This window comes from Spirosoma profusum (assembly GCF_014699005.1).
GTDB lineage: Bacteria > Bacteroidota > Bacteroidia > Cytophagales > Spirosomataceae > Spirosoma > Spirosoma profusum.
On record NZ_JACWZY010000020.1, the window covers coordinates 23,885 to 46,511 of the forward strand.

General features: G+C 47.8%; 14 protein-coding genes. 7 read left to right on the forward strand and 7 right to left on the reverse strand.

Features of this window, described 5'->3' with window-relative positions:
• Positions 1-321: 321 nt before the first annotated feature.
• The gene (locus tag IC229_RS21250) at positions 322-516 is read right to left on the reverse strand and encodes a hypothetical protein (RefSeq protein WP_190889034.1); all 195 of its coding nucleotides are present in this window, start codon (positions 514-516) and stop codon (positions 322-324) included.
• Between the two features lie 302 nt (positions 517-818).
• Here IC229_RS21250 and IC229_RS21255 point away from each other — a divergent pair, with 302 nt between their 5' ends.
• Positions 819-3,476, forward strand: coding sequence for a T9SS type A sorting domain-containing protein (locus IC229_RS21255; protein ID WP_317171607.1), 2,658 nt, complete (start codon positions 819-821; stop codon positions 3,474-3,476).
• Between the two features lie 351 nt (positions 3,477-3,827).
• On the opposite strand, the gene IC229_RS21260 is transcribed toward IC229_RS21255, so the two are convergent.
• Positions 3,828-8,564 (reverse strand): beta strand repeat-containing protein, encoded by a 4,737-nt coding sequence (locus IC229_RS21260; protein ID WP_190889036.1) that lies wholly within the window; start codon positions 8,562-8,564, stop codon positions 3,828-3,830.
• Positions 8,565-8,696: 132 nt separating this feature from the next.
• Positions 8,697-10,610, reverse strand: a complete 1,914-nt coding sequence (locus IC229_RS21265; protein WP_190889037.1) for a helix-turn-helix transcriptional regulator — start codon at positions 10,608-10,610, stop codon at positions 8,697-8,699.
• A gap of 355 nt (positions 10,611-10,965) precedes the next feature.
• On the opposite strand from IC229_RS21265, the gene IC229_RS21270 reads away from it, so the two are divergent.
• From IC229_RS21270 to IC229_RS21280, 3 genes are all read left to right on the forward strand, one after another.
• Positions 10,966-12,546 (forward strand): tail fiber domain-containing protein, encoded by a 1,581-nt coding sequence (locus tag IC229_RS21270; protein WP_190889038.1) that lies wholly within the window; start codon positions 10,966-10,968, stop codon positions 12,544-12,546.
• 284 nt (positions 12,547-12,830) lie between these two features.
• Positions 12,831-13,058, forward strand: a complete 228-nt coding sequence (locus IC229_RS21275) for a hypothetical protein (protein ID WP_190889039.1) — start codon at positions 12,831-12,833, stop codon at positions 13,056-13,058.
• A 151-nt stretch (positions 13,059-13,209) separates the two neighbouring features.
• On the forward strand, positions 13,210-14,556 hold the full coding sequence (locus IC229_RS21280) for a Gfo/Idh/MocA family protein (RefSeq protein ID WP_190889040.1): 1,347 nt from the start codon (positions 13,210-13,212) through the stop codon (positions 14,554-14,556).
• Positions 14,557-14,638: 82 nt separating this feature from the next.
• Here the strand turns inward: IC229_RS21280 and IC229_RS21285 are convergent, their stop codons facing one another.
• Positions 14,639-15,769, reverse strand: a complete 1,131-nt coding sequence (locus IC229_RS21285; protein ID WP_317171608.1) for a redoxin domain-containing protein — start codon at positions 15,767-15,769, stop codon at positions 14,639-14,641.
• 126 nt (positions 15,770-15,895) lie between these two features.
• Entirely contained in the window at positions 15,896-16,096 is a 201-nt protein-coding gene (locus tag IC229_RS21290) for a hypothetical protein (protein WP_190889041.1), read from the reverse strand.
• A 154-nt stretch (positions 16,097-16,250) separates the two neighbouring features.
• On the opposite strand from IC229_RS21290, the gene IC229_RS21295 reads away from it, so the two are divergent.
• Positions 16,251-17,135 (forward strand): oxygenase MpaB family protein, encoded by an 885-nt coding sequence (locus tag IC229_RS21295; protein WP_190889042.1) that lies wholly within the window; start codon positions 16,251-16,253, stop codon positions 17,133-17,135.
• Positions 17,136-17,315: 180 nt separating this feature from the next.
• Here IC229_RS21295 and IC229_RS21300 read toward each other — a convergent pair whose 3' ends face one another.
• Together IC229_RS21300 and IC229_RS21305 are read right to left on the reverse strand one after the other, a co-directional pair.
• Entirely contained in the window at positions 17,316-18,749 is a 1,434-nt protein-coding gene (locus tag IC229_RS21300) for a glycoside hydrolase family 30 protein (RefSeq protein WP_190889043.1), read from the reverse strand.
• Positions 18,750-18,870: 121 nt separating this feature from the next.
• On the reverse strand, positions 18,871-20,475 hold the full coding sequence (locus IC229_RS21305) for a SulP family inorganic anion transporter (protein WP_190889044.1): 1,605 nt from the start codon (positions 20,473-20,475) through the stop codon (positions 18,871-18,873).
• 157 nt (positions 20,476-20,632) lie between these two features.
• On the opposite strand from IC229_RS21305, the gene IC229_RS21310 reads away from it, so the two are divergent.
• Together IC229_RS21310 and IC229_RS21315 are read left to right on the forward strand one after the other, a co-directional pair.
• Complete coding sequence (locus IC229_RS21310; protein WP_190889045.1) at positions 20,633-21,847, forward strand: class I SAM-dependent methyltransferase; 1,215 nt, start codon at positions 20,633-20,635, stop codon at positions 21,845-21,847.
• A 27-nt stretch (positions 21,848-21,874) separates the two neighbouring features.
• Entirely contained in the window at positions 21,875-22,555 is a 681-nt protein-coding gene (locus tag IC229_RS21315; protein ID WP_190889046.1) for a hypothetical protein, read from the forward strand.
• Positions 22,556-22,627 lie beyond the last annotated feature (72 nt).

Below are 22,627 nucleotides of genomic sequence, written 5' to 3' on the forward strand. Positions count from 1 at the left end.
GCCTGGATTCACTACGTAGGCTCTATCACTGCTTTTAGTGCATAGATTCTCTTTAATCCTTCCACCAGTTTGTTTGTGTTTTACCAGTTAGGGTCGCTAAGGATGGCTGTCTACACATTTTTGTGGCCAGTCTTTCTTTTTGCCCTCAAAATAAGTAGTACCAGTTTCTCTTCAGGAGGGATATAACCAGTTATAGATTGCCAAAATGGGGCACATTGGTTTTCTGATCTTCTCTCATCAGCAAAGATTTATGATTATAAACCTGACTTTAGCCTGGGCTGCATAAAGTTAAAGTCAAGTTAAGAAGCAGTACCTTTGTGGTTAACTGTATTTTAAAAAGCAGTATTTTTCCCATTGGTAATCCTGAGACATGGTGTTTTCAACCCCTAAACCACAATTCCCAACCTGAGGGCCGGAGTAATCAACAGTAATAGTTAAAGCTATCAGAGGATCGCTGTAAAATCTTGGTAATGAACAAGCTTGCATCACCACATAGGCCAAAATTTTGGCGTCCATTGCTAATTCCTACAGCTTGCTTATCAACCCGTTGTTTTCGACTTCAATTAGGTTGCTTACAGGCTAAAGGTAATACCCCTGCTGATTGAGGTCAGGAAGGACCTGAATACGGTTACAGGTGTATCGCCAATTTTCTTAGCGCAACCAACCATTTATAGTCGTAGAAGCAGATCTCTGTACTTAACTGGATTTGTCGTCCGATTGACAACTGAAATAATTTTAGAGAGTTCATGAAACGAATTTGTATCCATTATTTAGTCATTTTATGTTTTTTTCCATTACTGGCTCTTTCCCAAATTCAAGTGACCTTTCCCGTAAGTCGGGCCGTTTTTCAGCGATCGAATAGCAATGAATCGAAGATTCGAATCAATGGTTATTTTACCCTGCCTGTAAGCCGGATAGAAGCCCGTGTTCAGGCACGCAATGGCCAGGGAACTTCATCCGACTGGGTAACGATTCAGAGTAATCCATCGGGCGGAAATTACGCTGGGGATTTAACTGTTCGGGGGGGCTGGTACAATCTGGAAGTACGGGGCATGAAAGACGATCAGGTTATAGGTTCCACGGTCGTTGAGCGCGTTGGCGTTGGTGAGGTATTTATCGTGGCGGGTCAGTCGAATGCGCAGGGGATATACGATGAAATGGGTAGCGCAACTGATGATCGGGTAAATAGCATCAATTACTTCGATGCAACCGAATCAGCTAATGAGCCATCCGTCAACGTATTGAATCAGTTCTCTCATATGGATCAGGGGGCCAGAGTGGCTCCGCGTGGAATGGGTACCTGGTGCTGGGGACGTTTAGGCGATTTGTTAGCACAACGCTTAAACGTACCCATTTTGTTTTTCAATGCCGGCTATGAAGGTACAGCAATGCAGAATTGGCGGCAAAGTATCGAAACGGGACGCGCAAAGAGCGTTTATATAGCCGATGCATTCTACAAGGATGGCCAGCCCTACGCCAATTTACGGATTGCCTTGCAGTTTTATACCCATATGCTGGGCGTGCGAGCGGTGCTTTGGGAACAGGGAGAAGCCGAGATTTTTGCGCAATCAACAGCAACCAGCTATTTTAACGATTTACAGTTTGTCATCAATCGGAGCCGCCAGGATTCAGGGAAAAATATTGCCTGGGTCGTATCGCGATCATCTTATTCAGGCGATATGTTTGGTCCTCGACCAGAGCTCATAACGGCTCAGAATCAGGTGATAGCTGTCGGATCGAATGTATATGCGGGTCCTGCTACCGATGCGATCCAGATTCCCCGTCTGCGTCCACCCCGGACGAATGCTGATGATGTCCATTTCGATGTCGTTGGTTTGGGAGAAGTTGCTACAGCCTGGAATAACAGCCTGAGCGATAGTTTCTTCAGTATGGCACAGCCCCAGCCACCTGTTCCAGCCCCGACGGTATCCGTTACCTGCTCGGCTGCCAATCAATTGTCTATTGCTGTAAATGGGTCGTTTTCGTCGGTAAGCTGGAGTTCCGGTGAGACTGCCCAGACGATTGTAAAAGGAGCCGGTACGTATCGGGCTAAAGTAAAAGATGCTACCGGAAATATATTGTTTTCCTCCGTTGTGCGAATATCCGATGCGCCAACCATACAAGCTCCCAGCTCGACTACCTTCTGTGCCGGAGGCAGTGTTAAATTGAAGGCCTCCTACGATAATAATATTGCCTGGACAACTAATGCAACCAGTCAGGAAATTACGCTGACGACAGCGGGCGATTATTCAGTACGTTATCAGGATGTGAGTGGATGCTCGTTCGTTTCAGCGCCGGTAACTGTACGAGTCAATCCGTTGCCAGCTATACCAGCCATCACGGCAGCCAATTCTACCACCTTTTGCCAGGGAGGAGCTACGACCCTGAGTACAAGCGATAATGCAGCTTATAACTGGAGTTCAGGGCAAACATCCCGTAGTATTACGGTGCAGACTGGAGGGACTTACACCGTAGCGGTAACCGACCAGAATGGATGTACATCGCCCCGCTCATCGGGGGTTGTTGTGGTCGTCAATCCGTTACCACCAACGCCAAGTATTACAGCCAGTCGCAGCACGACGTTTTGCGCCGACCAACAGCTCACGTTGACAGCCAGCGAAGATCAACTATACCAATGGACAAATGGGCAAACCTCACGTGCGATTTCGGTCAGCCAAACGGGTAATTATGCCTTACGCACCCTGAACAGTTTCAGTTGTGTTTCGGCTTCTTCGGCCTCCGTTCAGGTACTGGTGAATCCCCTACCGCAATCGCCTACGCTCACGGCCAGTGGACGTACCGTTTTTTGCGATGGAGACCAGGTCATTTTGACGGCAGCCAGTTTATTAAAGCCCATCTGGACAACGGGAGACACAACGAGGACCATTACAGTGCGACAATCTGGAAGCTATACGGCCCGTGTAAAAGATGCCAACGGGTGCGATTCTCCTCCATCCGTAGCGCTGACAGTTGATGTGAAGGCCTTGCCAAGTATTCCCCTACTGAAGCAGACGGGTACGTATACACTAGAAGCTATGGGCTCACTAACAGGCGATTATTACCGCTGGTATCTTAACACCGATATTCTCGCGTCCCAGACCGCAACTATCAAAACCAGTAGATCAGGTTCATATTCAGCGCAATCTTTTATAGAATATAGTCCTACGTTAACCTGTTTCTCCAAAGTATCTACCGATTTGAACTTTATCGTTGATGATACTAATCAAGGACTAAGCATTTATCCAAACCCGAGTCCTACGAAAATGATCTCAATCGAAACGCTGGCAAACCTGACTGACGCGACCATTCACATTTATACACTTTCCGGTCAGGAAATCGCCAAGTTTAGCGTACCGGTATTTAACGAACGTAAATCAATTGATCTTACACTTTTCTCAGGAGGAATGTACATTATGCAGGTGCGGGCACCTGGTTTTTCAGTTGCCAAACGCTTTTTGATTGGTGTTGGCAATTAAGTACGGAAGTAATTTGTAGGAGCTTACTTGTATGGATATGCTTATTATAAATCTTTCTTGAGCAATAAATCTACCAGACTTCCTACCCGTAATTATAGACTGAGTACAGGCTCAATGACCGCTTTTAGCTCATAGATTTTCGTCAACCCTTCCACTAGTTTGTTCGAGTTTTCGACAGTTAGGGCTACCAAAGAGGACTGGTTACCAATTCATGTAACCAGTCCTTCTTTTTTGGCATTGGTAGGCACTCACTTACTGGATTATTGAGAAAGGTAAACGGCGACCTGTGGTGTTAGAGGAACCAGCAGTTGCTTCCTAGTTGTGCTTGCTTGATCATTGATAAAAGGCAGGTTAATAACTACCCAGTTTCAGTTTGCTCCCCATTCCCAAAATCAGTCTGCCTGTTGGTGTATACATCACCCGCAATGCCTGCCCCTGATAGCTCGCGGGCAAGTTTACCCCGTGATTCAACGTCACTACGTCACTGCTCACCGGTACCCGCCCGCACGACCACACACTGCCATCACTCCAATCGCCTGCCTTCACACTGTACATACTCACACAGCCGCCCGATCCCACCACACTCATCGGCCAGATGGTCGACACCGAACTGCCACCTGCATCACTGGCGGTCACCGTTACGCTATAAAAAGAACTGGCAGACGCCGAAACCGTACCCATAATTCTGTTAGGTGCAACAAAACTTAGTCCTGCTGGCAAGCCCACCACCGATAAGGTGAGACTATTGGGCGTTTCAGCATCGGTGAACGTAGTGGCCGGGATGGTGTAACTGAACACCTGTCCCACGGTGGCCGACTGGGGAGGAATCGGATTGGCTACCCTGGGACTGCCATTAGCACAGTTAGCCAACCAGTTATAGCTAAAACTAGCCTCACCCGGTGTGCCTTGCTGACAAGCCTTCAGCACAATCACCGGATTGTCGGTGAACAGGTTCAACTGGTAAGGCTCATAGATGGTGATACCCGGCACCTCATTGACCACCGACAGACTGATGGGCTGACCATTAGTACCTTCAAAGCTGACCGTAAAATTGATCCGTCGTTCAAAATAGCCGATATGATTACAGTCCAGCATGGTCACTCCGGTGACAGCAAAGCCGCGAGATTGTACATTCAGCCCAAAGCTGGTAGCCACTGACAAGCCGCCGGGGTCGGTAGCGGTTACCGTTACGTTGAAGGGGGTACCCAATGTAGTAGAGGGCACGCCCGTGATGGTGTTGGGCGAAACGAAACTCAGGCCAGCGGGCAGCCCTGCCACCGATAAGGTGAGGCTATTGGGCGTTTCAGCATCGGTGAACGTAGTGGCTGGAATGGTGTAGCTGAAGGCGTTACCTACCGTAGCGGATTTAGGCGAAATGGCATTTGCTACGGTGGGGGCACAGTTCTGGTAAGTTACGGTAGCGCTCGCCGTAACAGTACAACCATTGGCTCCGGTTAACGTAACCGAATACGTATTGGCCAGACTCACTGAAATACTGGACGTAGTGGCCCCACTGCTCCAGCGATACGTACCAACTCCCACCGCCGACAAACTGGCTACCGGGTTATTACAGGACAACGTAGCACTGGCTGGTGAAATGGCAACAGAGGGTGGAGTCTGATCCTGACTAACAGTGATTGTGGCGGTGGCTGAGCAACCGTTGACTCCCGTTACGGTCAGGGAATACGTAGTGGCTAAACTCACTGAAATACTCGCCGTAGTGGCACCCGTACTCCACCGATATGTACCAACTCCCACCGCACTCAGACTCGCCAACGGACTGGAACAGGTCAACGTAGTACCGGTCGGCGTTCCGGTGCTGGGGTTTATGCTAGCAGCAGGCGGAGCAGTATCCTGACTCACCTGACGACTTGCCACCGCTGTACAGCCATTAGCTCCGGTCAGCGTCACCGAATACGTATTACCGGCAGTTACGCTGATGCTAGCTGTGGTTGCTCCGGTACTCCAGCGATACGTACCAACTCCAACCGCCGATAAGCTCACCGTTGGACTGGCGCAGGTAATTGTTGCCGAACCTGGATTGATGCTCACCGTTGGCGGAGTTATATCCTGACTAACAACCGTACTGGCCGTAGCAGTACATCCGCCGGCATTCGTTAACGTAACAGTGTACGTAGCAGGCTGACTGACCACAAACTGGCCGGTCGTATTGGTCTGGGTACCCGAACCGCCGGTCAATGTATAGGACGTACCACCCCCGGCCGTTAACGTAACGCTGGGACTGGCGCAGGTCAACGTAGCACTAGATGGTGAGAGACTGGCGGTTGGGCTAACAGGGCCGCTTAAACTCGCCGACAGCGATAGAGGTAGTGGCACACAACTACCGCCCAGGGTTAGCGCGTAGTTACCCGGTGTCAAATAGGAAACAGTCAGTTGACCACTGGCATCGCTGGAGGGATTGGGGCTTACGGTAGCACTAACGCCGTTGACGGTATAGCTAATGGTGTAGGTCGTACTGGCGTGTACGCCACTGATGGTAATTGCCCCGTTAGTCGGGCTACATGTAGTTGCATTGGTAACGCTCAGACTCAGCGGCTGATTAGGGCCCGAACCGACATCAAACGTACCACCGTTAAGATTCTGGACAATACCGGTGTTGTTGCTGATTTGGCTGTAGATACCGAAATTTTCGATGATAGTGCCCGAGTTGGAAAATATTCCATTCTCTATGAAGATGTTGGGCGCTACATTGAGTAGAGCCGAACAACCACTGTTGTTGAACAGACCAAAGTTGGAAATGGAATAATTTCCCACGGCAGCGATGGCCCCAATGGTGATCCTGGCATAATTGGTGAGCGTGCTACCTTCTCGGTTAAACAAACCAATTAACGTGCTTCGATCAATCGTAATCTCCCCACCCACATGGTTGGTGAACATACCGATATTATCCAGACCAAAGTTACGCCCAGTGGCTGTACTGCTGATGATCATCCGCCCGCTGTTGTCGACATGACCAGCATTGTGGAAAGCCGCTGTTGTGGTATTACCCTGCGGTGCCTTCGAGCCATTGAGGGTCAAACTTCCTGCCGCCGTAATAGTCAGGGAGGCTCCGCTTATTACCTCCACCGAGTTGACTACCGCCGTTGTGCTCAGAATGGGTTTATTGGCTAGGCTGGCCGGAATCACTACGTTATCGATGGCCGTGGGTAGTGTTCCGTTCAACCAGTTGGAGGCCGTGTTCCAATCGGTGCTGGTGCAACCCAGCCAAAGCTTACCGGTAGTCGTGATAGCCGCATTAGGCCCCGACCCGACATTAAACGTACCGCCGTTGAGATTCTGAACAATGCCCGTGTTGGTGGAAATACTGCTATTACCACTGGCATTTTCGATGATGGTACCCGAGTTGGTAAAGTTGGCCATATTGCGGATATAGGCATTAGCCACTATATTAATGAGCGCCGAACAGCCACTATTGTTGACCGTACCCTCATAATTGGCAATGCTCAATTGTTCTCCGCCACTGGCGGCCCCCAAGGTGATTCTGGCATAATTGGTGAAGGTGCCAGAGTTGTTCACTAGTTGACCAGCCTTATCAATTAAAATATCCCCGCTCGTTTTGTTGTCGAATGTAGCGTCATTTTTAATGCCATAAGAACCAGCTAAAGCATTAGCCCCGATGATCAACCTGGCCTCATTGGTGAAGGTACCGCCGTTATTCTCCAACCCTCCGTAATAGGTTCGATCAATCATGATTTCCCCGCCCGTATGGTTCTTGAATAGAGCGTTATTCCAAAGCCCATAATGCCGAAAATCATTAAACCCACCCACCAAGGGCTTACTACCGATAATCAACTGGCCATTGTTGTCGACAAGTCCATCATTATAAAAAACCGTCGTAACAGAATTATTGTATACGTATCTGGCGCCATTGAGGGTCAGGCTGCCTGCAGCAGTAATTGTGAGTGAGGCCCCGCTCTGCACCTCTACTGTATAGCCCACCGCCGTTGTGCTCAGAACTGGCTGGTTAGTCGGACCTGATGGAATCACTACATTATCAGTGGCCGTGGGCACGGCTCCCTTCGACCAGTTAGAGGCCGTGTTCCAGTCGGTGCTGGTGCAACCTTTCCAGATGTTACCGGGAGTCGTGATGGCTGGATTACCCGACTCGACGCTAAACGTACCGCCGTTGAGATTCTGAACAATGCCTGTGTTGTTGCCGATTCCGCTGTTGCCACTAGCACTTTCAATGATGGTACCCGAGTTGGAAAAAGAGAACATTAAGTCGATGGGAGCATTAGCCACTATTATGGCCGAACAGCCACTGTTGCTGAAGGGAAAAGCGTTACTCTGAAGCGCGATAGAGCCCACGTTATCATATATTTCAATGGTAATCTTGGCATAGTTGAAGAATGAACCTCCGTTGCCATACACCCCACGGGAAGACGCATTGTCAATTGTGACCTCCCCACCAATTTGGTTGTTGAACGTACCACTGTCAATCAGAAGACCAGTATTGCCCACACCAGCATTAGCTCCGATGGCTATTCTAGCATAATTGTCGAAGGTAACGTCGTTAACTAATCCTGCTTGAGAACTCCTGTCAATCGAAATCTGCCCCCCCGTCTGGTTGGTGAACGTAGCAGCATTCCAAAGGCCATAGCTCCCTACGTCACCTGTACTGCCAATAATCAGTTGCCCACTGTTATCGACACTACCAGCATTGTAGAAAGCCGTCGTACCACTGCCGAAATTGCCACCCACTTCTTTCGATCCATTGATGGTCAGGCTACCGGCCGCCGTGATGGTTAGCGAAGCCCCACTCTGCACTTCTACCGAGTAAGCCACCGCCGTTGTGCTCAGAATAGGCTTGTTCGCTGGCGCCGACGGAATCACTACGTCATCCGTGGCGATGGGTACGCCCGTCGGGCTCCAGTTGGTGGCTGTGTTCCAGTCGGAGGTCGCACCCGTCCAGGTTTTTTGGGCCTGAGCCGTCAGCCCGGTCAATAGCAGAATCAGTACGAAAAGCCAGCGACGGTCTGGACGAGCAATACTACGTAATCGTTTGACTATCGGTTGATGGCGCCCGTTGATTGAGTAACTATAAAAGAGGGTAGTGGTGTTGAGCATGTGCTGGTTGGTTAATTGTAGGAGAGGGTAAATTAGTCTCCCAGCCAGCAAGCGCAATTTTTAGGGTCTGGACAAAAATCTGGACAAAATATAATATGCTGATTTTTAGATTATTACAATATTAATTTTTGGTTAATTTAGGAGTTTTGACAGGATCGAATGGCCGTCGGTACCTAATTTTTTACGCAGGCGGTACGTTGCTTTGTGAATCGAATCGGTTGAAATACCCAGCATTCGGCTCATTTGTCGGGTATTCATATTGAGTTTGGAGAGCGCTAACAGCCGCTCTTCGGCGGGGCTAATGTCGGTAATATGGTGTTTTAACTTCACAAAAAAAGTCGGATGTACGCGCTCGAAGCGTCGTTGAAATTCCTCCCAATCATCATTCGTGAGTAAGCTGGAGTTGAGTAAACTTTGCTGCGCTTCAACGAACATATCCTGTTCATCACTTTCGTCCCGGTTTTGCGACAGCCGTTCCAGATCGGCGTTCAACGTATCGATCAGGGCATCTTTGGCCTGTAGATTCTCAATAAAAAGGGTCAAGTCGGCTTTGGCCCGCTGCAACTCGTCGTCAACGATCTGTTTGGCCAGTCGCATCGACTTTTCTTTTTCCGCATTGATCACCTGATCCTGTTCACGTTTCGTGCGAACAAATCGGTATAGGGCAAAGAAAAACAGCGCGACTAAAGCCAGCACTACCCCTGTGATCCCGAAGAGGAACTGTTGCGTATTTTTCTGGGCATTGAGCTTATCAACCTCCGACTGGTGTTTCTGAACCAATAACTTATTATTGGCTAAGGCCAATTGGTTGACATCGTAGCGTTTATTGATTCGTTCACTGATGGTTAATAAGCTATCCAGATAGACGTACGCAAGTGGCAGATTATGAATAGCCTGATAGTATTGCCGGTTAACATCATAATAATTTTTATGATAAACCGCATTGTTCAGCTCGCCCCCGAACTCCGTGTTGACCACCTTAAACAGGGCAATTCGTTTTGATTCATGGAGAAAATAAGCACAGCTATCGAACTGCTGGCGCATCAGATAGAGTCTGGCTAATTTTACCGCCGTTGCGCCAGGATGAGATCTGTCCTTGCCAAACTTTATTCCCATTTCGTAATCGATCCGAAATGCGGTTAGGGCGGCTGTCAATCGATTCTGTTGCACATAAACATCACCCAGATTCGAGTTGGCAATCCCAATCCACACTGAATCGCTGACAGAAGCAGCGACTTGTTGTGTTTTTTTAAAGCAGAGCTCTGCCCTTCGCAAATTAACGGCGTTGTCGATTTGCTCAATCCGGGCATACGCCATGCCCATCGTATTATGGGTCTGTATGGCCAGATTATCGCTGAAAACCGGGTAACGAGTGGCCTCATTCAGAAAATGGATGGATTTCGCGTATTCATTGAAATGATAATAATTGAACGCCAGGTCATAGAGATACCGGCTTATTTCGGGGATGTTGGCATAACCAATTGCCCGAAAGCGACTATTAGCCGCCAGCAGGTATTCGAACGCTTTGCCGTACTCTTCATTGATGAAGTAGTACTCTCCCGCAAAATGCTGACACACAGCGGCAATCTGCAAATCATCGTTCTGTTCCGCTGTCTGTCCCACCGCTAAAAAAAGTGCTGCTTTCTGATCGTTGCTAAGCGGGCTATTTTTGGCATAGGTATCTTTTATGAACTGGCTATACCGACGCAACTGCCCGTCTCCCACCCTTTCGCTAATAGCATTGATTTCGTCCAGAAGCTGAAATGCAGCAACCTTATTTTGGGTAACGACTGAACACGTATCGAAATAATTCAGAATTAGAATAACCCGATTGGCGGGTGTTGCTTTTTCTATTTTTTGTAGAACCGGATTGGCTGATGCCATAAATGGAACGAGCAGCCACATCAGGATACCAATTCCGTAGCAAATGAGCGAATAAGAGTCTAACCCAGTACATGACGTCTTAGCTCTGGCATGATTACCCATCATTATGCAATTGCCCTGGATGGACGAGGAATTGGTAAGTATAGGCTCGTGTGACTGCATACACTGGCAATTGAGGGAGGCACGAACAAACAAGTTACCAAGCATTCTAAATGGATTATTTGTAATGAAGCCGTTGCCTTTTGAAACTCCAAATTAAGCCAATAATACTACAGTTTTACAGATTCAGTCTACTATGAAAATCAGTTGATTCATAGGTTCTTAATAACCTGCCAGACTATGTTATAATTTTCCGTTCCAGACACGGCACAGTGCATAAAGCGGAAGTTGCTATAATTTCCAGCTCGTTATTTTTAGTATCCATAGCCTATTCAGTTACTCAATATTACCTTCAGGATTATACAAAACACCTTAAATTTTAGTTACTTGGGAGCTCATTACTTAACTAATCTTTATCATGAAAACCAATACGCTCAACAACCGTCTAAAGTACCTGTTGCTTTCGGTAACCCTGAGTGCGACCTGTGCATATAGCCAGGTCCGCATAGGCCCCCCTACCGGTACACTCGATGGCTCAGCCAGCCTGGAAGTCGAATCGGGTCCATACGCTTCGGGCAGTGCCTACCGAGGTTTATTAGTTCCCGTAGTTAACTCCACACAAAGGGGCCAGATTGTCTCTCCGGCTAAAGGCCTGCTGGTCTTTAACTCAACGTCCAATCAGATTGAGGTCAATACAGGAACGCCCGGTGCCCCTGTCTGGACACCCGGTGGAGCGGTTAGCGGTGGTGGCGGTGGAAGCGGCTGGTTACTAACCGGTAATGCCGGAACAGGAGGCACCGCTTTTCTGGGCACTACGGATAATGCTCCACTCAATTTCAGAGTGAACAACGACAAGGCTGGCGTTATTAATACCGCTAATAATAACGCAGGGTTTGGCAACCGATCTTTGTACAATAGCACAGGTATAGCGAATGTAGGGTTTGGTTCCTATACACTAGAACAAACAACGACTGGTTTCCACAATACAGCGGTTGGCAATGGAGCCCTTCGTCAGAATAATGGCAACTTCAATACAGGAATTGGTACTGGTGCACTGGCACTCAACACAACGGGTACCGAAAACGTGGCCCTGGGCGGAAACTCGCTTCCCAAAAATACGACGGGGTTTTCTAACGTGGCTGTTGGTCAGGATGCGATGGCAGAAAATACAGTAGGCCAAGACAATACAGCTGTTGGTGCCTCCGCTTTATTAAGTATGACTGGCTCTCCCAATGTAGGCAATACATCCGTAGGTGCTCTGTCTCTGCGCCAATTTACTTCGGGTCAATTAAATACTGCCCTTGGCGATTTGGCAGGCCAGAACCTTCTTACAGGCAATCACAATACGTTCGTTGGGGTCGATACAGGGCCAGGCAGCAACCTTACAATTTTTAATTCTACTGCCCTTGGCTCTACGGCCCGGGTGAATCAAAGTAATACTATTGTGTTGGGCAATACTGGAGTTACATCGCTACAGTGTGCTGTACAAACCATCTCGGCCCTGTCCGACCGACGTATCAAGGAAAATGTAAAAGAGAATGTGCCGGGGTTAAGTTTCATTACAAAACTTAATCCGGTTACCTATAATGTCAATAAATTTAAAGAAGCTAAGCTGGTGGGCTACCCACTAACCAATATTAAAGAAGACCCAAGAATACACAGCGGATTTATAGCGCAGGATGTTGAAGCTGCCGCCAAAGCTGTGGGTTATGACTTTGAAGGTGTGAAGCAGGAAGAGAACGGTAAGTACTATACGGTAGGCTATACATTATTTGTTATGCCGCTGGTTCAGGCTGTTAAAGAACTTAACACCGAAGTAGAGACCCTTCAGGCGAAACTGGCGAAAACAGAAAAAGAGCGGGATACCGACGTAGCGAAGCTTCAGGCCAGAGTTACGGAAGGAGAAACAGCGTATAACCAGTTAGCCGCCCAGGTTAAACAGATGCAGGCGCTGCTAGGTGTCAAAGCTGACGCCAACACCAAATTAGGTAAAAAATAGAGCGTCTTTTTTTGCAGAGTCAGGTTGAAAATCTGACTCTGCAAAATAAATAGCTGATACTATTCTATTCCGCTTTTTTAGCAGTAAAATATCCCTTTTGCCTCAGAAAAAATATTTTCTACGTGGTATTTACACGTACTCAAAGCGTTACATTACCACCAAATACAGTAAATAAATTGTTACCTTTTATGGTATTTTATTAAATATTAAGTTTTTCTCAAAAAATAATGTAACCAACAATAACTGCTAACGTCTAAAGAATAGAACAATACAAATAGACAGCTATGCAAAAGGTACTGAACGTAATAATGGTAATTTCATTAGCCTTTTCTTTATTGATTTGCTTCTACAAAGTAACTGGCAATGAAAGTTTAACCCAATTGACCGCTGAGGTTTCAGGGGGCCAGGTTAAAGCAATTTCTGGCGGAGAAGGCGTACGTCCTCAATTAGCGAATGTTTCTACCAACGCTAACAGCATCCAAAAGCAACAAAATAATCGCATCGGAATCTAATTATCCACACATACTAGACATTTCACTTTAATAGCCCTAAACAGGGCTATTTTTGTTTTCTTTAATTTCCGTTGGCCAGCACTCGATTAGTTAAACAGCCTGTTGTGCTTTTTACGTCACTACGTTCTGATTACTAAATCCAGATAAACTGATGAAAACAACACGCAGGCATTTTTTACGTAACTCGGCCCTGTCGGCGGCCGGTGCCGGACTAATCCATCTCCCCTCTCCCGAAGCTATCGCCCGTCAACGGAAACAGGTTTCGCCCAACGATAAAGTACAAATCGGTGTGATCGGCTGCAATGGTATGGGCTGGTCTGACCTGCGTTCGCATTTGCAGATGAGCGACGTAGAATGCGTGGCACTCGCCGATGTAGATCAGAGTGTGCTCGATAAACGCGCGGCTGACGTCGATACGATGCAGCACAAAAAGCCCCAGCTTTTTAAGGATTATCGGAAAATGCTGGAAAACAAGGATATCGACGCCGTTATCATCGGTACGCCCGACCACTGGCACTGCATGGCCATGATCGACTCACTGTCGGCTGGCAAAAATGTCTACTGCGAAAAGCCGCTGGCTAACAGCATAGAAGAATGTAACCTGATGCTGGCGGCTGCCCGCAAGTACAACAAAATCATACAGATTGGTCAGTGGCAACGTAGCGGTTCGCACTACGCTAAAGCCATTGAATACATCCGTTCAGGTAAGTTAGGCAATATTCGGCTGGTTAAAGTATGGGCGTATCAAGGCTGGATGAACCCAGTTCCAGTACGTCCTGATAGTGCCCCGCCAGCCGGTGTCGATTACGATATGTGGCTCGGTCCGGCTCCCAAACGCGCTTTCAACCCGAACCGTTTTCACTTTAATTTCCGGTGGTTCTGGGATTATGCTGGGGGCCTGATGACCGACTGGGGTGTCCATGAAATCGACATTGCGCTTTACGCCATGAATGCCAAAGCGCCCAAATCGGTGATGGCTTCGGGTGGCAAACTCGCTTATCCGGATGATGCCTCCGAAACGCCCGATACGTTGCAGGCCGTTTATGAATACGAAGGTTTCAACATGCTCTGGGAACACGCTACAGGCATCGATGGTGGCAATTACGGACGTACCGAAGGCATTGCTTTTATCGGCAACAATGCTACGTTGGTACTGAACCGGGATGGATGGGAATTGCTACCCGAAACGGAGACGAAGAACGGCATCAAGGTCTATAAAATAGAAGACATACCAAATCAGGTACGTAACGGCGATTATTTAGGTGAGCACACCAAAAACTTTGTGCAGGCCATTAAAACCAACGATCCCAGCATCCTTAAGTGTGGCATCGAAACGGGCAGTATAGCAGCCATCAACGCGCATATGGGTAACATTGCTTACAAAACAGGCCGTAAGGTTTATTGGGATGCCAACACCAAAGGTTTCAAAAACGATACGCAGGCGAACGCCATGATAGCGGCCCACTATCACAATGGCTGGAAATTACCTGTTGTTTAACAATATATTACGTTCAAAACGACTCTTGCTCAAATTTGCTGAATTTAAGCAAGAGTCGTTTTGATAAAAACGCTACGTTCGGTTAGAAATACCGGCCAATTTTTTCGACGATCTTCTTTTTCATTTCAGCCGGATCTATACTTCCCTGATGCCGGTAAATGACCTTACCACCGGGTTCGATCAGGAGCGTGTAGGGTAATGCTCCCTGCCATTTTGGATCGAGGGTTTCAATGAGTTTATATTTATCCGTCGAGTTAAACAGATAATTTTTACTCGACACCTGAAGTCGTTTCAGCGTAGCGAGCGCTTTGTCTTTTTTATCGGGTACATCGGCGCTGAGTGTAATGAACTCGAATTCACGGTTCCGGTACATCCGATTCATGTTCACAAATTCGGGCAGTTCTGTCACACAGGGGCCGCACCACGTAGCCCACACGTTTACGAGACGAACTTTATCAGAATCATTTTTCAGCAGGATTTTGAGGCTGTCTTCGTCGATCAGTGCGAGCGATACTGGCTCTTTAGCCCAGACCAGTGGCGCTTTTTTAGCCCAATCGCTTTTATCCATCCACTTGATCGAGCAACCAAACGTTTTTGTCGTCGCGACGGGCACCGGCTTGCTGGCCAATAGCGCGTCGATAGCAGCCCGAATGTCCTCGGAGTTAGCCGATCCCGGCTTTTCGGATGCATCGAGTCGACCCGTATACTGAAGTTTTCGCTGCTTATCAAAAACGAAGGCATGGGGCGTAGCAATGGGACCGTATAAACGTGACATTTTTTCGGTTTCGCCATCGAACAGGTACTGGAAATTATAGCCCTTATCCTTAGCTCGCTGCTTCATTTCCGCAAAACTGTCTCCTATATCGGTGTAGCCCATTTCGTCCAGCGATACGGCCTGCGGGTAATTTGGCGACACGGCTACTACCGTTACGCCTTTGCTTTTGTAATCGGCCGTCAACGTTTTCAGGCGATCTTCATACGCCTGTGCCGTTGGGCAGTGATTACAGGTAAAAACAATGACTAGTACGTTGGCGCTGCCAAAACTTTTGAGTGTATACGTTTTTCCGTCGATGCCCGGCAGGCTAAAGTCAGGAGCCGTAGCGCCGATGTCCAGCGTTTTAGGATCTTCTGCCAAACAGCAATTGACCCATACCAATAAAAACAGGACAATTTGGGCCATTTTCATCGGAATTTTGCAAGTCAATACGTTCATGAGGTGTTCTGGGAAGAGGTCGTTTTATTAATTTATTGATACGAATTTATAAAATAACCAGAACAAACTCAGTATACGTAGTAAACTCCTATCAAATGTAGCCGGGCTGTCGTAGCAACGTAGCATTCAGCTTTTTTCAAACACCTTCCGAATTTTGGCTGATACGTCGCTAAAGGATTCGACACAATAAAACTCTCCACTGGTTGTCAGAATTTTACATCCCTGGCCAGCCGTGCTATCCACTTTAATAATGTGGTTGGCGTTGATGATATATTCATCGCCGGGTTTTGCATCAGTAGATTTCAGCAGAATAAGGAACGGGTTCATCGTTGTGTTAGTTAAGTCGCGGCCCCTGAACCTGTACAACTCGGTTAAACCGCTTCTTTAGGTATGACGTATTAAACAATTACTGCTCAAAATGTTCCGTTCATTCCGGTTAAAAGTTGCTATCTTTCCGTATCCGTAGCGGCCAGAATTTTCCATGAATGTCATTTATAGTAAATGGTTGGGCGTTTTTCGTAATCCCGCCGTCCGACGCGAACTGCAAGCGCTCGACCCCGTCAGCGACCACCAGCGAATGGTCCATCTGCTGACCGCTTATGAATTTCCGTTCGATATGACCCGTGCGCTCGAACTGGCTCTTTTCCATACCTACGCTAGTCCGCGCATATCAGGATTGCTGGCCCGAACAGGCGAATTTGCCAAACACGGTCAGAAGCGGTACGACGACACCAGCCGCCTGATTGCTGAATTTATGGAATCGGGTTATGACAGCGAGAAAGGTAGGCGAGCCATCGCCCGCATGAACGAGATTCATAGCCATTACCGTATCGACAACGCCGATTATCTGTTTGTACTCGCTACGTTCGTGTTTTACCCCATCAACTGGATAAATGAATACGGCTGGCGAAAACTGACATCAATGGAAGAACTTGCCTTGTTTTATTTTTTCCGGGAAGTTGGCCGGCGCATGAACCTGACTGATTTACCAGAATCTGTAACGCAGTTATCGGCGTTTACGGACGATTACGAACGTCGTTATTTCCGGTACACCGAAAGCAATCGTAACGTAGCCGACGCTACGGTGAATATCGTAAAAGGCTGGTTTCCCGCATTTCTGCATGGTTTGGTACGTCCTACGTTTGCTGCTCTGATTCCCGAAAAACTACGCATCGCTTTCGGTTACGAACGGCCAGCCGAGTGGTTTATATCCCTAACGAAAGGTGCTTTATGGCTCCGAAAATGGCCGTTACGTTGGATTACGTTCAAAAAATACCCGACTCTGGTCAATAATACAACGTACCGCTCCTACCCGACCGGCGCTCCCGAAATCGAATCCGTTGGGCCAGCAGGTTTGGGGGAATAGCATGGGGCGTGGGGCACAGGGTAATTCGAAACATTCCTGCCTACGCAAAAAATTTTATCTTTTTTCAAACACCTTTAACTGATCGTTAGTTATATTAAGTGTCTTTCGCTAGTCAAAAGTGTTTTTCAATTCACTTTAGAAAGCGAAACCCAAAAGCCAGGTGACTTCGGTTGTCTGGCTTTATTTATTCCACACGTAGGTACCAACCGCACCAGCTGGCAACGTAGTGGAAATATGGTTGTTACGTAGCGCGATGGCAAATTTCTGCGGGACTTTACTATCATTCAGCACGATGACTGCTGTACCACCTTCCGGGGTTTTAAACGCTACGTTCGGCAGCGATTTTAACGTATCGGACGCAATACGTACCGAACCCGGTCGAACGAATTTAGAAGCTACTGCTACGTTATAATAGGCCGGATTTCGTTTTACCGAATTTCCTTTAATGGTCAACGCCCCCAGACATTCGGTACAACCGCCCGGCGTATGCGGCTTTTGCTCCGGGTCGGCGGCCAGATTCCATTGCAAGACGGTTCGGCTCCAGTTGCGGGTGGCCCCAATGATCAGTTCACGGACGTGCCAGGCCAAATCACCTTTCAGATTTCCGGGTGCGCCAATCCATTGTTCAGTGAAATACAGGTTTTTATCCGGGTAAGCGTTGTGTACTTCCGAGAGAGCGGTAATCGGCCCAGCATACAGGTGAAAAGCAGACCCATCCACGTATTTTCGGGCTTCCGCATCATTTAATATCGAAATCGGGTAATCAGGTCGGTCGGCGTTGTGATCGTAAAGAATAATTTTTGTTTTAATGCGAGCCGTTTTGAAGGCTGGTCCCAGGTTTTTTTTGATGAACAGAGCCTGTTCGGCGGGCAACATCAGCAGGCTCGGATTATTACCCGGATGCAGTGGTTCATTCTGAATGGTGATGGCATCAATACGAATGCCTTCTTTTGCCATTTCCTGAATGTACTTGACGAAATAGCGGGCGTAGACATCGTAATACATTGATTTCAAACTTCCGCCTTTCGAATTTCCGTTACTTTTCATCCAGGCCGGGGGTGACCAGGGTGAGCCAAGAATTTTAATGGTCGGGTTTATTGCCAGAATTTCTTTAAGTACCGGAATCAAATGGTCTCGATTAGGGGCGAGACTAAACTTCGCCAGCTTTAGATCGGTTTCGCCCGCCGGTACGTCGTCGTACGAGAAAACGCGCTCGTCAAGGTCCGACGCGCCAATACTTAATCGCAGGTAACTAACACCGATTCCTTTTCCAGTTGCCGAAAACAATTCGTTAAGCAGCGCAGCTCGGGCTTTGGATTCCATACTATGAATGAGCGTAGCGCTACCCCCGGTGAGCGTATACCCAAATCCGTCGATGGTCTGATACGTTTGCGTGGCATCCACATGAATCACTTCGCCACTTGCTGGGCCGTTCACCAATGATAACGGCGGTTGCTTCACAAACAGAACCTGTCGGCCAGGGTCAGTAAGCCAGTATTCGACCTCCCCACTACCCGTTTTTTTCGAGCCAGACTGCCCGAAACACAACGTAGTGACACTGTAAATAACAACAAAGCCGAACGCCCGAAACAAAGGAAATATGAATTGCGACATAGGTAGGTTTGACTTCACTTCATGGCCGAAGTAACACATACTCCTAACCCATCTAGGCGCAAAACCTACCTATCCATACAGAATAAATTAGGGTAAGGAATTTCACTACGTTGCTACATCCTCAGCTCACAACCGCTGTTTTATGCTTCTTTTTCCGAGGGCTCAGGGTTATGTGCTGCAACTCATAGTGAATGCCCTGCGCCTTGGCCGTTTCTCGAAAATCGTGCAGCATATTGAAAATATCATGGTCGATGAAGGGAGCTTTACGGCCATCAATCACTACGTCGTCGCCCGATCTAAGCTGTCCCAGAGCTTCTTTCAACTGCGGTTTACTCAGAAAATACATATCCTTATCGAATTCAATCAAAACTTTTTTTCCGTCGCGCATGACCCGAAACGTGGACTGGAAGTTTGTGTATAGAACGAACCCAATACCAACCACAGCACCAAAGGCAATACCAATCAGCAGGTCGGTGAAAATGATACCCAAAACGGTTATGATGAACGGAATAAATTGGCTCCAGCCGTCGCGATATACCTTTTTAAAGATAGATGGTTTCGCCAGTTTATAACCAACCATAACCAGCACCGCAGCCAGACACGACAACGGGATCAGGTTCAGCAACGCCCCGCCCAGAAACACAGCCACCAACAGGAAAACACCGTGTAAAATGGCGGAGACCCGCGTACGTGCACCCGCATAAACGTTCGCCGACGTTCGGACAACCACCGATGTAAGAGGCAGCCCGCCAATCAGCCCTGACAACATATTGCCAATCCCCTGTGCAATCAGTTCCTGGTTAGTAGACGAAACCCGTTTTTGCGAATCGAGTCGGTCGGAGGCTTCCAGGTTCAACAGGGTTTCTAGGCTGGCAACCAGAGCAATTGTACCCGCAACACCGTAAATCTGCGGGTGAGCGAGCATGCTGAAATCAGGAAAATCAAATATCGAAAACACACTTTTTCCGGCTGCGATGGTTGGAATCTGCACCATGTGCTGGTGCGCCGTGTCGCCCAGATACCACTCCGGAACTGCGGTGCGGAAAAACTCATTCAGGGCAACTCCACCGCAAACCACTACCAACGGAGCCGGGAAATTTTTCAACACAGCCTTAGTGCTTTTGCCCACCGTCTGGTCCCAAATGATTAAAAATGCCAGCGAAATCAGGCTGATGATCACCGCCCCCGGACTCGCCGTTTCGATGGCCCGATAAATTTCAGAAATTGTATTTTCGCCATCGGCCAGTTGCTGAAACTCAAATTCACCTTCGTAGTCATTATCACGACCCAGCGCGTGCGGAATCTGCTTGAGAATGATAACGATACCGATGGCCACCAGCATGCCTTTGATAACACTGTCGGGGAAGAAACTGCTGAAACGCCCGGCCTTAATAATGCCCATCACAAACTGAATCACCCCGGCCAGTACAACCGCTACCAGAAATGCTTCGTAAGACCCTAATTTTATAATGGCATCGGCTACAATAACGGCCAGACCAGCCGCAGGGCCGCTAACACTAACCTCTGAGCCAGAGAGCGTACCGATGATGATGCCTCCAATCATACCAGCTACCAGACCGGAGAATAAGGGGGCGCCTGATGCTAGTGCAATACCCAGGCAAAGTGGCAATGCCACTAAAAAAACTGATAATCCGGCCGGTAAATCCTGGCGTAAATAACCAGCTTTATAAGTGCTCAGCGTGCGTATTGGGTTTACTTGTTTCATGTAACGCGATATTTGGCAAGAGTGGTTTAGTTTATAGTCTCGAAGCGATTCAGTACGTTTGTTTTTTGATGGAATAGCTCAATAAGCACAAATCAGAGCGTAAAATTAGAAATAAATTAAAAATAGGTTAAAAGTTGATTAAAACTTATTTTGACTATTGATTAATCTTTCTTCCAACGAGCAGGCATTTATTCAGGAAAACCTTCTGTCTGACGTCCATACACTGTTATTACGCGCCCAATCCACAGACGAATTGGCGATAAAAAAACTGGCTGCCCAAATTAAAGCCCGCCAGAAAGCTCGCGAAAAACTTCCGACCTGGTACGCTACTGATTCGCTTGTTTTTCCGCCTGCCCTATCTGTCGAACAAGCTTCTTCAGAAGCAACCGCTCGCTACAAAGCATCGTTGGTGGATGGCCGATTGCTACTTGACCTGACGGGTGGAATGGGCGTGGATTCGTGGGCATTTGCACAACGTATTGAGCGGGTTGTGTACGTTGACCAGCAACCCGAACTGGCCGAACTGGTCGCTCACAATCTTCCGCTGCTGGGAATAACGAATGTTGACGTTCATACAGGCGATGGACTGGCTTTACTCGACGATACAAATCTGTTGCCAAAGCCTGCGGACTGGCTCTACCTCGATCCACATCGACGTAACGAACAGGGTGGCAAAGTGGTACGTCTGGACGATTGTGAGCCTGATTTATCGCAACCGGGACTGGTGAAGAAGCTCCTGAATACAGCCACAAAAATTTTAGTGAAGGCCTCCCCGTTACTTGACATCAATACCGCCGTCAGACAGTTACAGTACGTTGAATCGATACATATTGTGGCTGTGCAGGGCGAAGTGAAGGAAATCTTATTTACACTTGGAAATCAGATAGTTCCAGAGTCGACTATAAAATCTAACGCTGTTAACCTGCTTCCAGAAGGTCTGGTTGATCTGAGTTTTTATCGGTATGAAGAGCAACAGGCTACTGTTACGTTCGGGAATCCGCTCCAATACCTTTATGAGCCGAACGCTGCTGTATTGAAAGCAGGTGCTTTTCGGTTGGTAGCCGAACGATTTTGTCTGACTAAACTCGCACCGAACAGTCATCTGTACACGAGCGATACGTATCAACCGAATTTTCCCGGTCGCGTTTTTGACGTTAAGGCCACGATTAAACCTGATGCAAAAACCCTCAAAACCATAGTGCCCAGCTTACAGGCGAATCTTACGGTACGTAACTTTCCGCAAACTGTGGCCGCGCTAAGGAAGCAATTAAATTTGCGCGAAGGAGGTTCTATATACATATTCGCAACAACCCTGCTTAATGGGGATAAACGTTTATTAATTACTCAAAAAACAGACTTTACATCACCCTAGTTACTACCTTATAAATCGTACCCACTCATGCGCACTTCATTACGTTTCATTTGGCTTTTTTGCCTGATTGCTTTAACCTATCGCTCATATGCCCAAACAGTTTACGCTGGTGAGAGTACCATCGATAAAGCAAAAGTGGATGGGTTGTATCTCACCATTCAGGGCGATGGCAAACAGCTTGAAAAAGATTGGGAAACCGAATTGAAAAAGTACGGCAACCTGACTTCGTCGCGCGGTACGTATCGCGTCACCAATGCCGATATATCCGCTATTTCGTCAGAGCCGATTAATCTGGCCAGTACCGTAAAATCCTCACGTTCATCAGCGACTATTTTTGTTTCTTTCGATTTGGGGAACGGCAATTTTGTAAGACCCGGCAGCACTGGCTATTCGGCGGCTGAAAGCTTTCTAAAAAACTTCTCCGACAACAGCCTTTTTGGGCTTGAGGTAAAAAACGCCGAAGGCAGCTTCGATGACGCACAGCGAATTCACCAGAAAACAGTTCGCCGGGGTGAGCAACTTCAGCGGGCCATCGAGCTGAACGCCAAAGAAAAAGATAAGCTACTGAAACGTATTGAAGAGAACGCCAAAGAACTGGAACAGCTTCAGAAAGATATAGAAACCAACAAAACTGAGCAGGCAACCGCCCTGACCGAGCTCGAAAGTCGGAAGAAAAATATCGAAGCAGTAAAAGCGAAGAAGAATTAAGGGGCGGAGGGCATGGGGGTAAGGGCAAAGGGTTGTGGGCTATGAAACGTCTCCCTCTGCCCTTACCCCCAT

Coding starts and splice junctions, on each gene's coding strand:
- IC229_RS21250 (WP_190889034.1), bottom strand. CDS start 516: ATGGACGCCAAAATTTTGGCCTATGTGGTGATGCAAGCTTGTTCATTA.
- IC229_RS21260 (WP_190889036.1), bottom strand. CDS start 8,564: ATGCTCAACACCACTACCCTCTTTTATAGTTACTCAATCAACGGGCGC.
- IC229_RS21265 (WP_190889037.1), bottom strand. CDS start 10,610: ATGCAGTCACACGAGCCTATACTTACCAATTCCTCGTCCATCCAGGGC.
- IC229_RS21270 (WP_190889038.1), top strand. CDS start 10,966: ATGAAAACCAATACGCTCAACAACCGTCTAAAGTACCTGTTGCTTTCG.
- IC229_RS21275 (WP_190889039.1), top strand. CDS start 12,831: ATGCAAAAGGTACTGAACGTAATAATGGTAATTTCATTAGCCTTTTCT.
- IC229_RS21280 (WP_190889040.1), top strand. CDS start 13,210: ATGAAAACAACACGCAGGCATTTTTTACGTAACTCGGCCCTGTCGGCG.
- IC229_RS21285 (WP_317171608.1), bottom strand. CDS start 15,769: ATGAACGTATTGACTTGCAAAATTCCGATGAAAATGGCCCAAATTGTC.
- IC229_RS21290 (WP_190889041.1), bottom strand. CDS start 16,096: ATGAACCCGTTCCTTATTCTGCTGAAATCTACTGATGCAAAACCCGGC.
- IC229_RS21295 (WP_190889042.1), top strand. CDS start 16,251: ATGAATGTCATTTATAGTAAATGGTTGGGCGTTTTTCGTAATCCCGCC.
- IC229_RS21300 (WP_190889043.1), bottom strand. CDS start 18,749: ATGTCGCAATTCATATTTCCTTTGTTTCGGGCGTTCGGCTTTGTTGTT.
- IC229_RS21305 (WP_190889044.1), bottom strand. CDS start 20,475: ATGAAACAAGTAAACCCAATACGCACGCTGAGCACTTATAAAGCTGGT.
- IC229_RS21315 (WP_190889046.1), top strand. CDS start 21,875: ATGCGCACTTCATTACGTTTCATTTGGCTTTTTTGCCTGATTGCTTTA.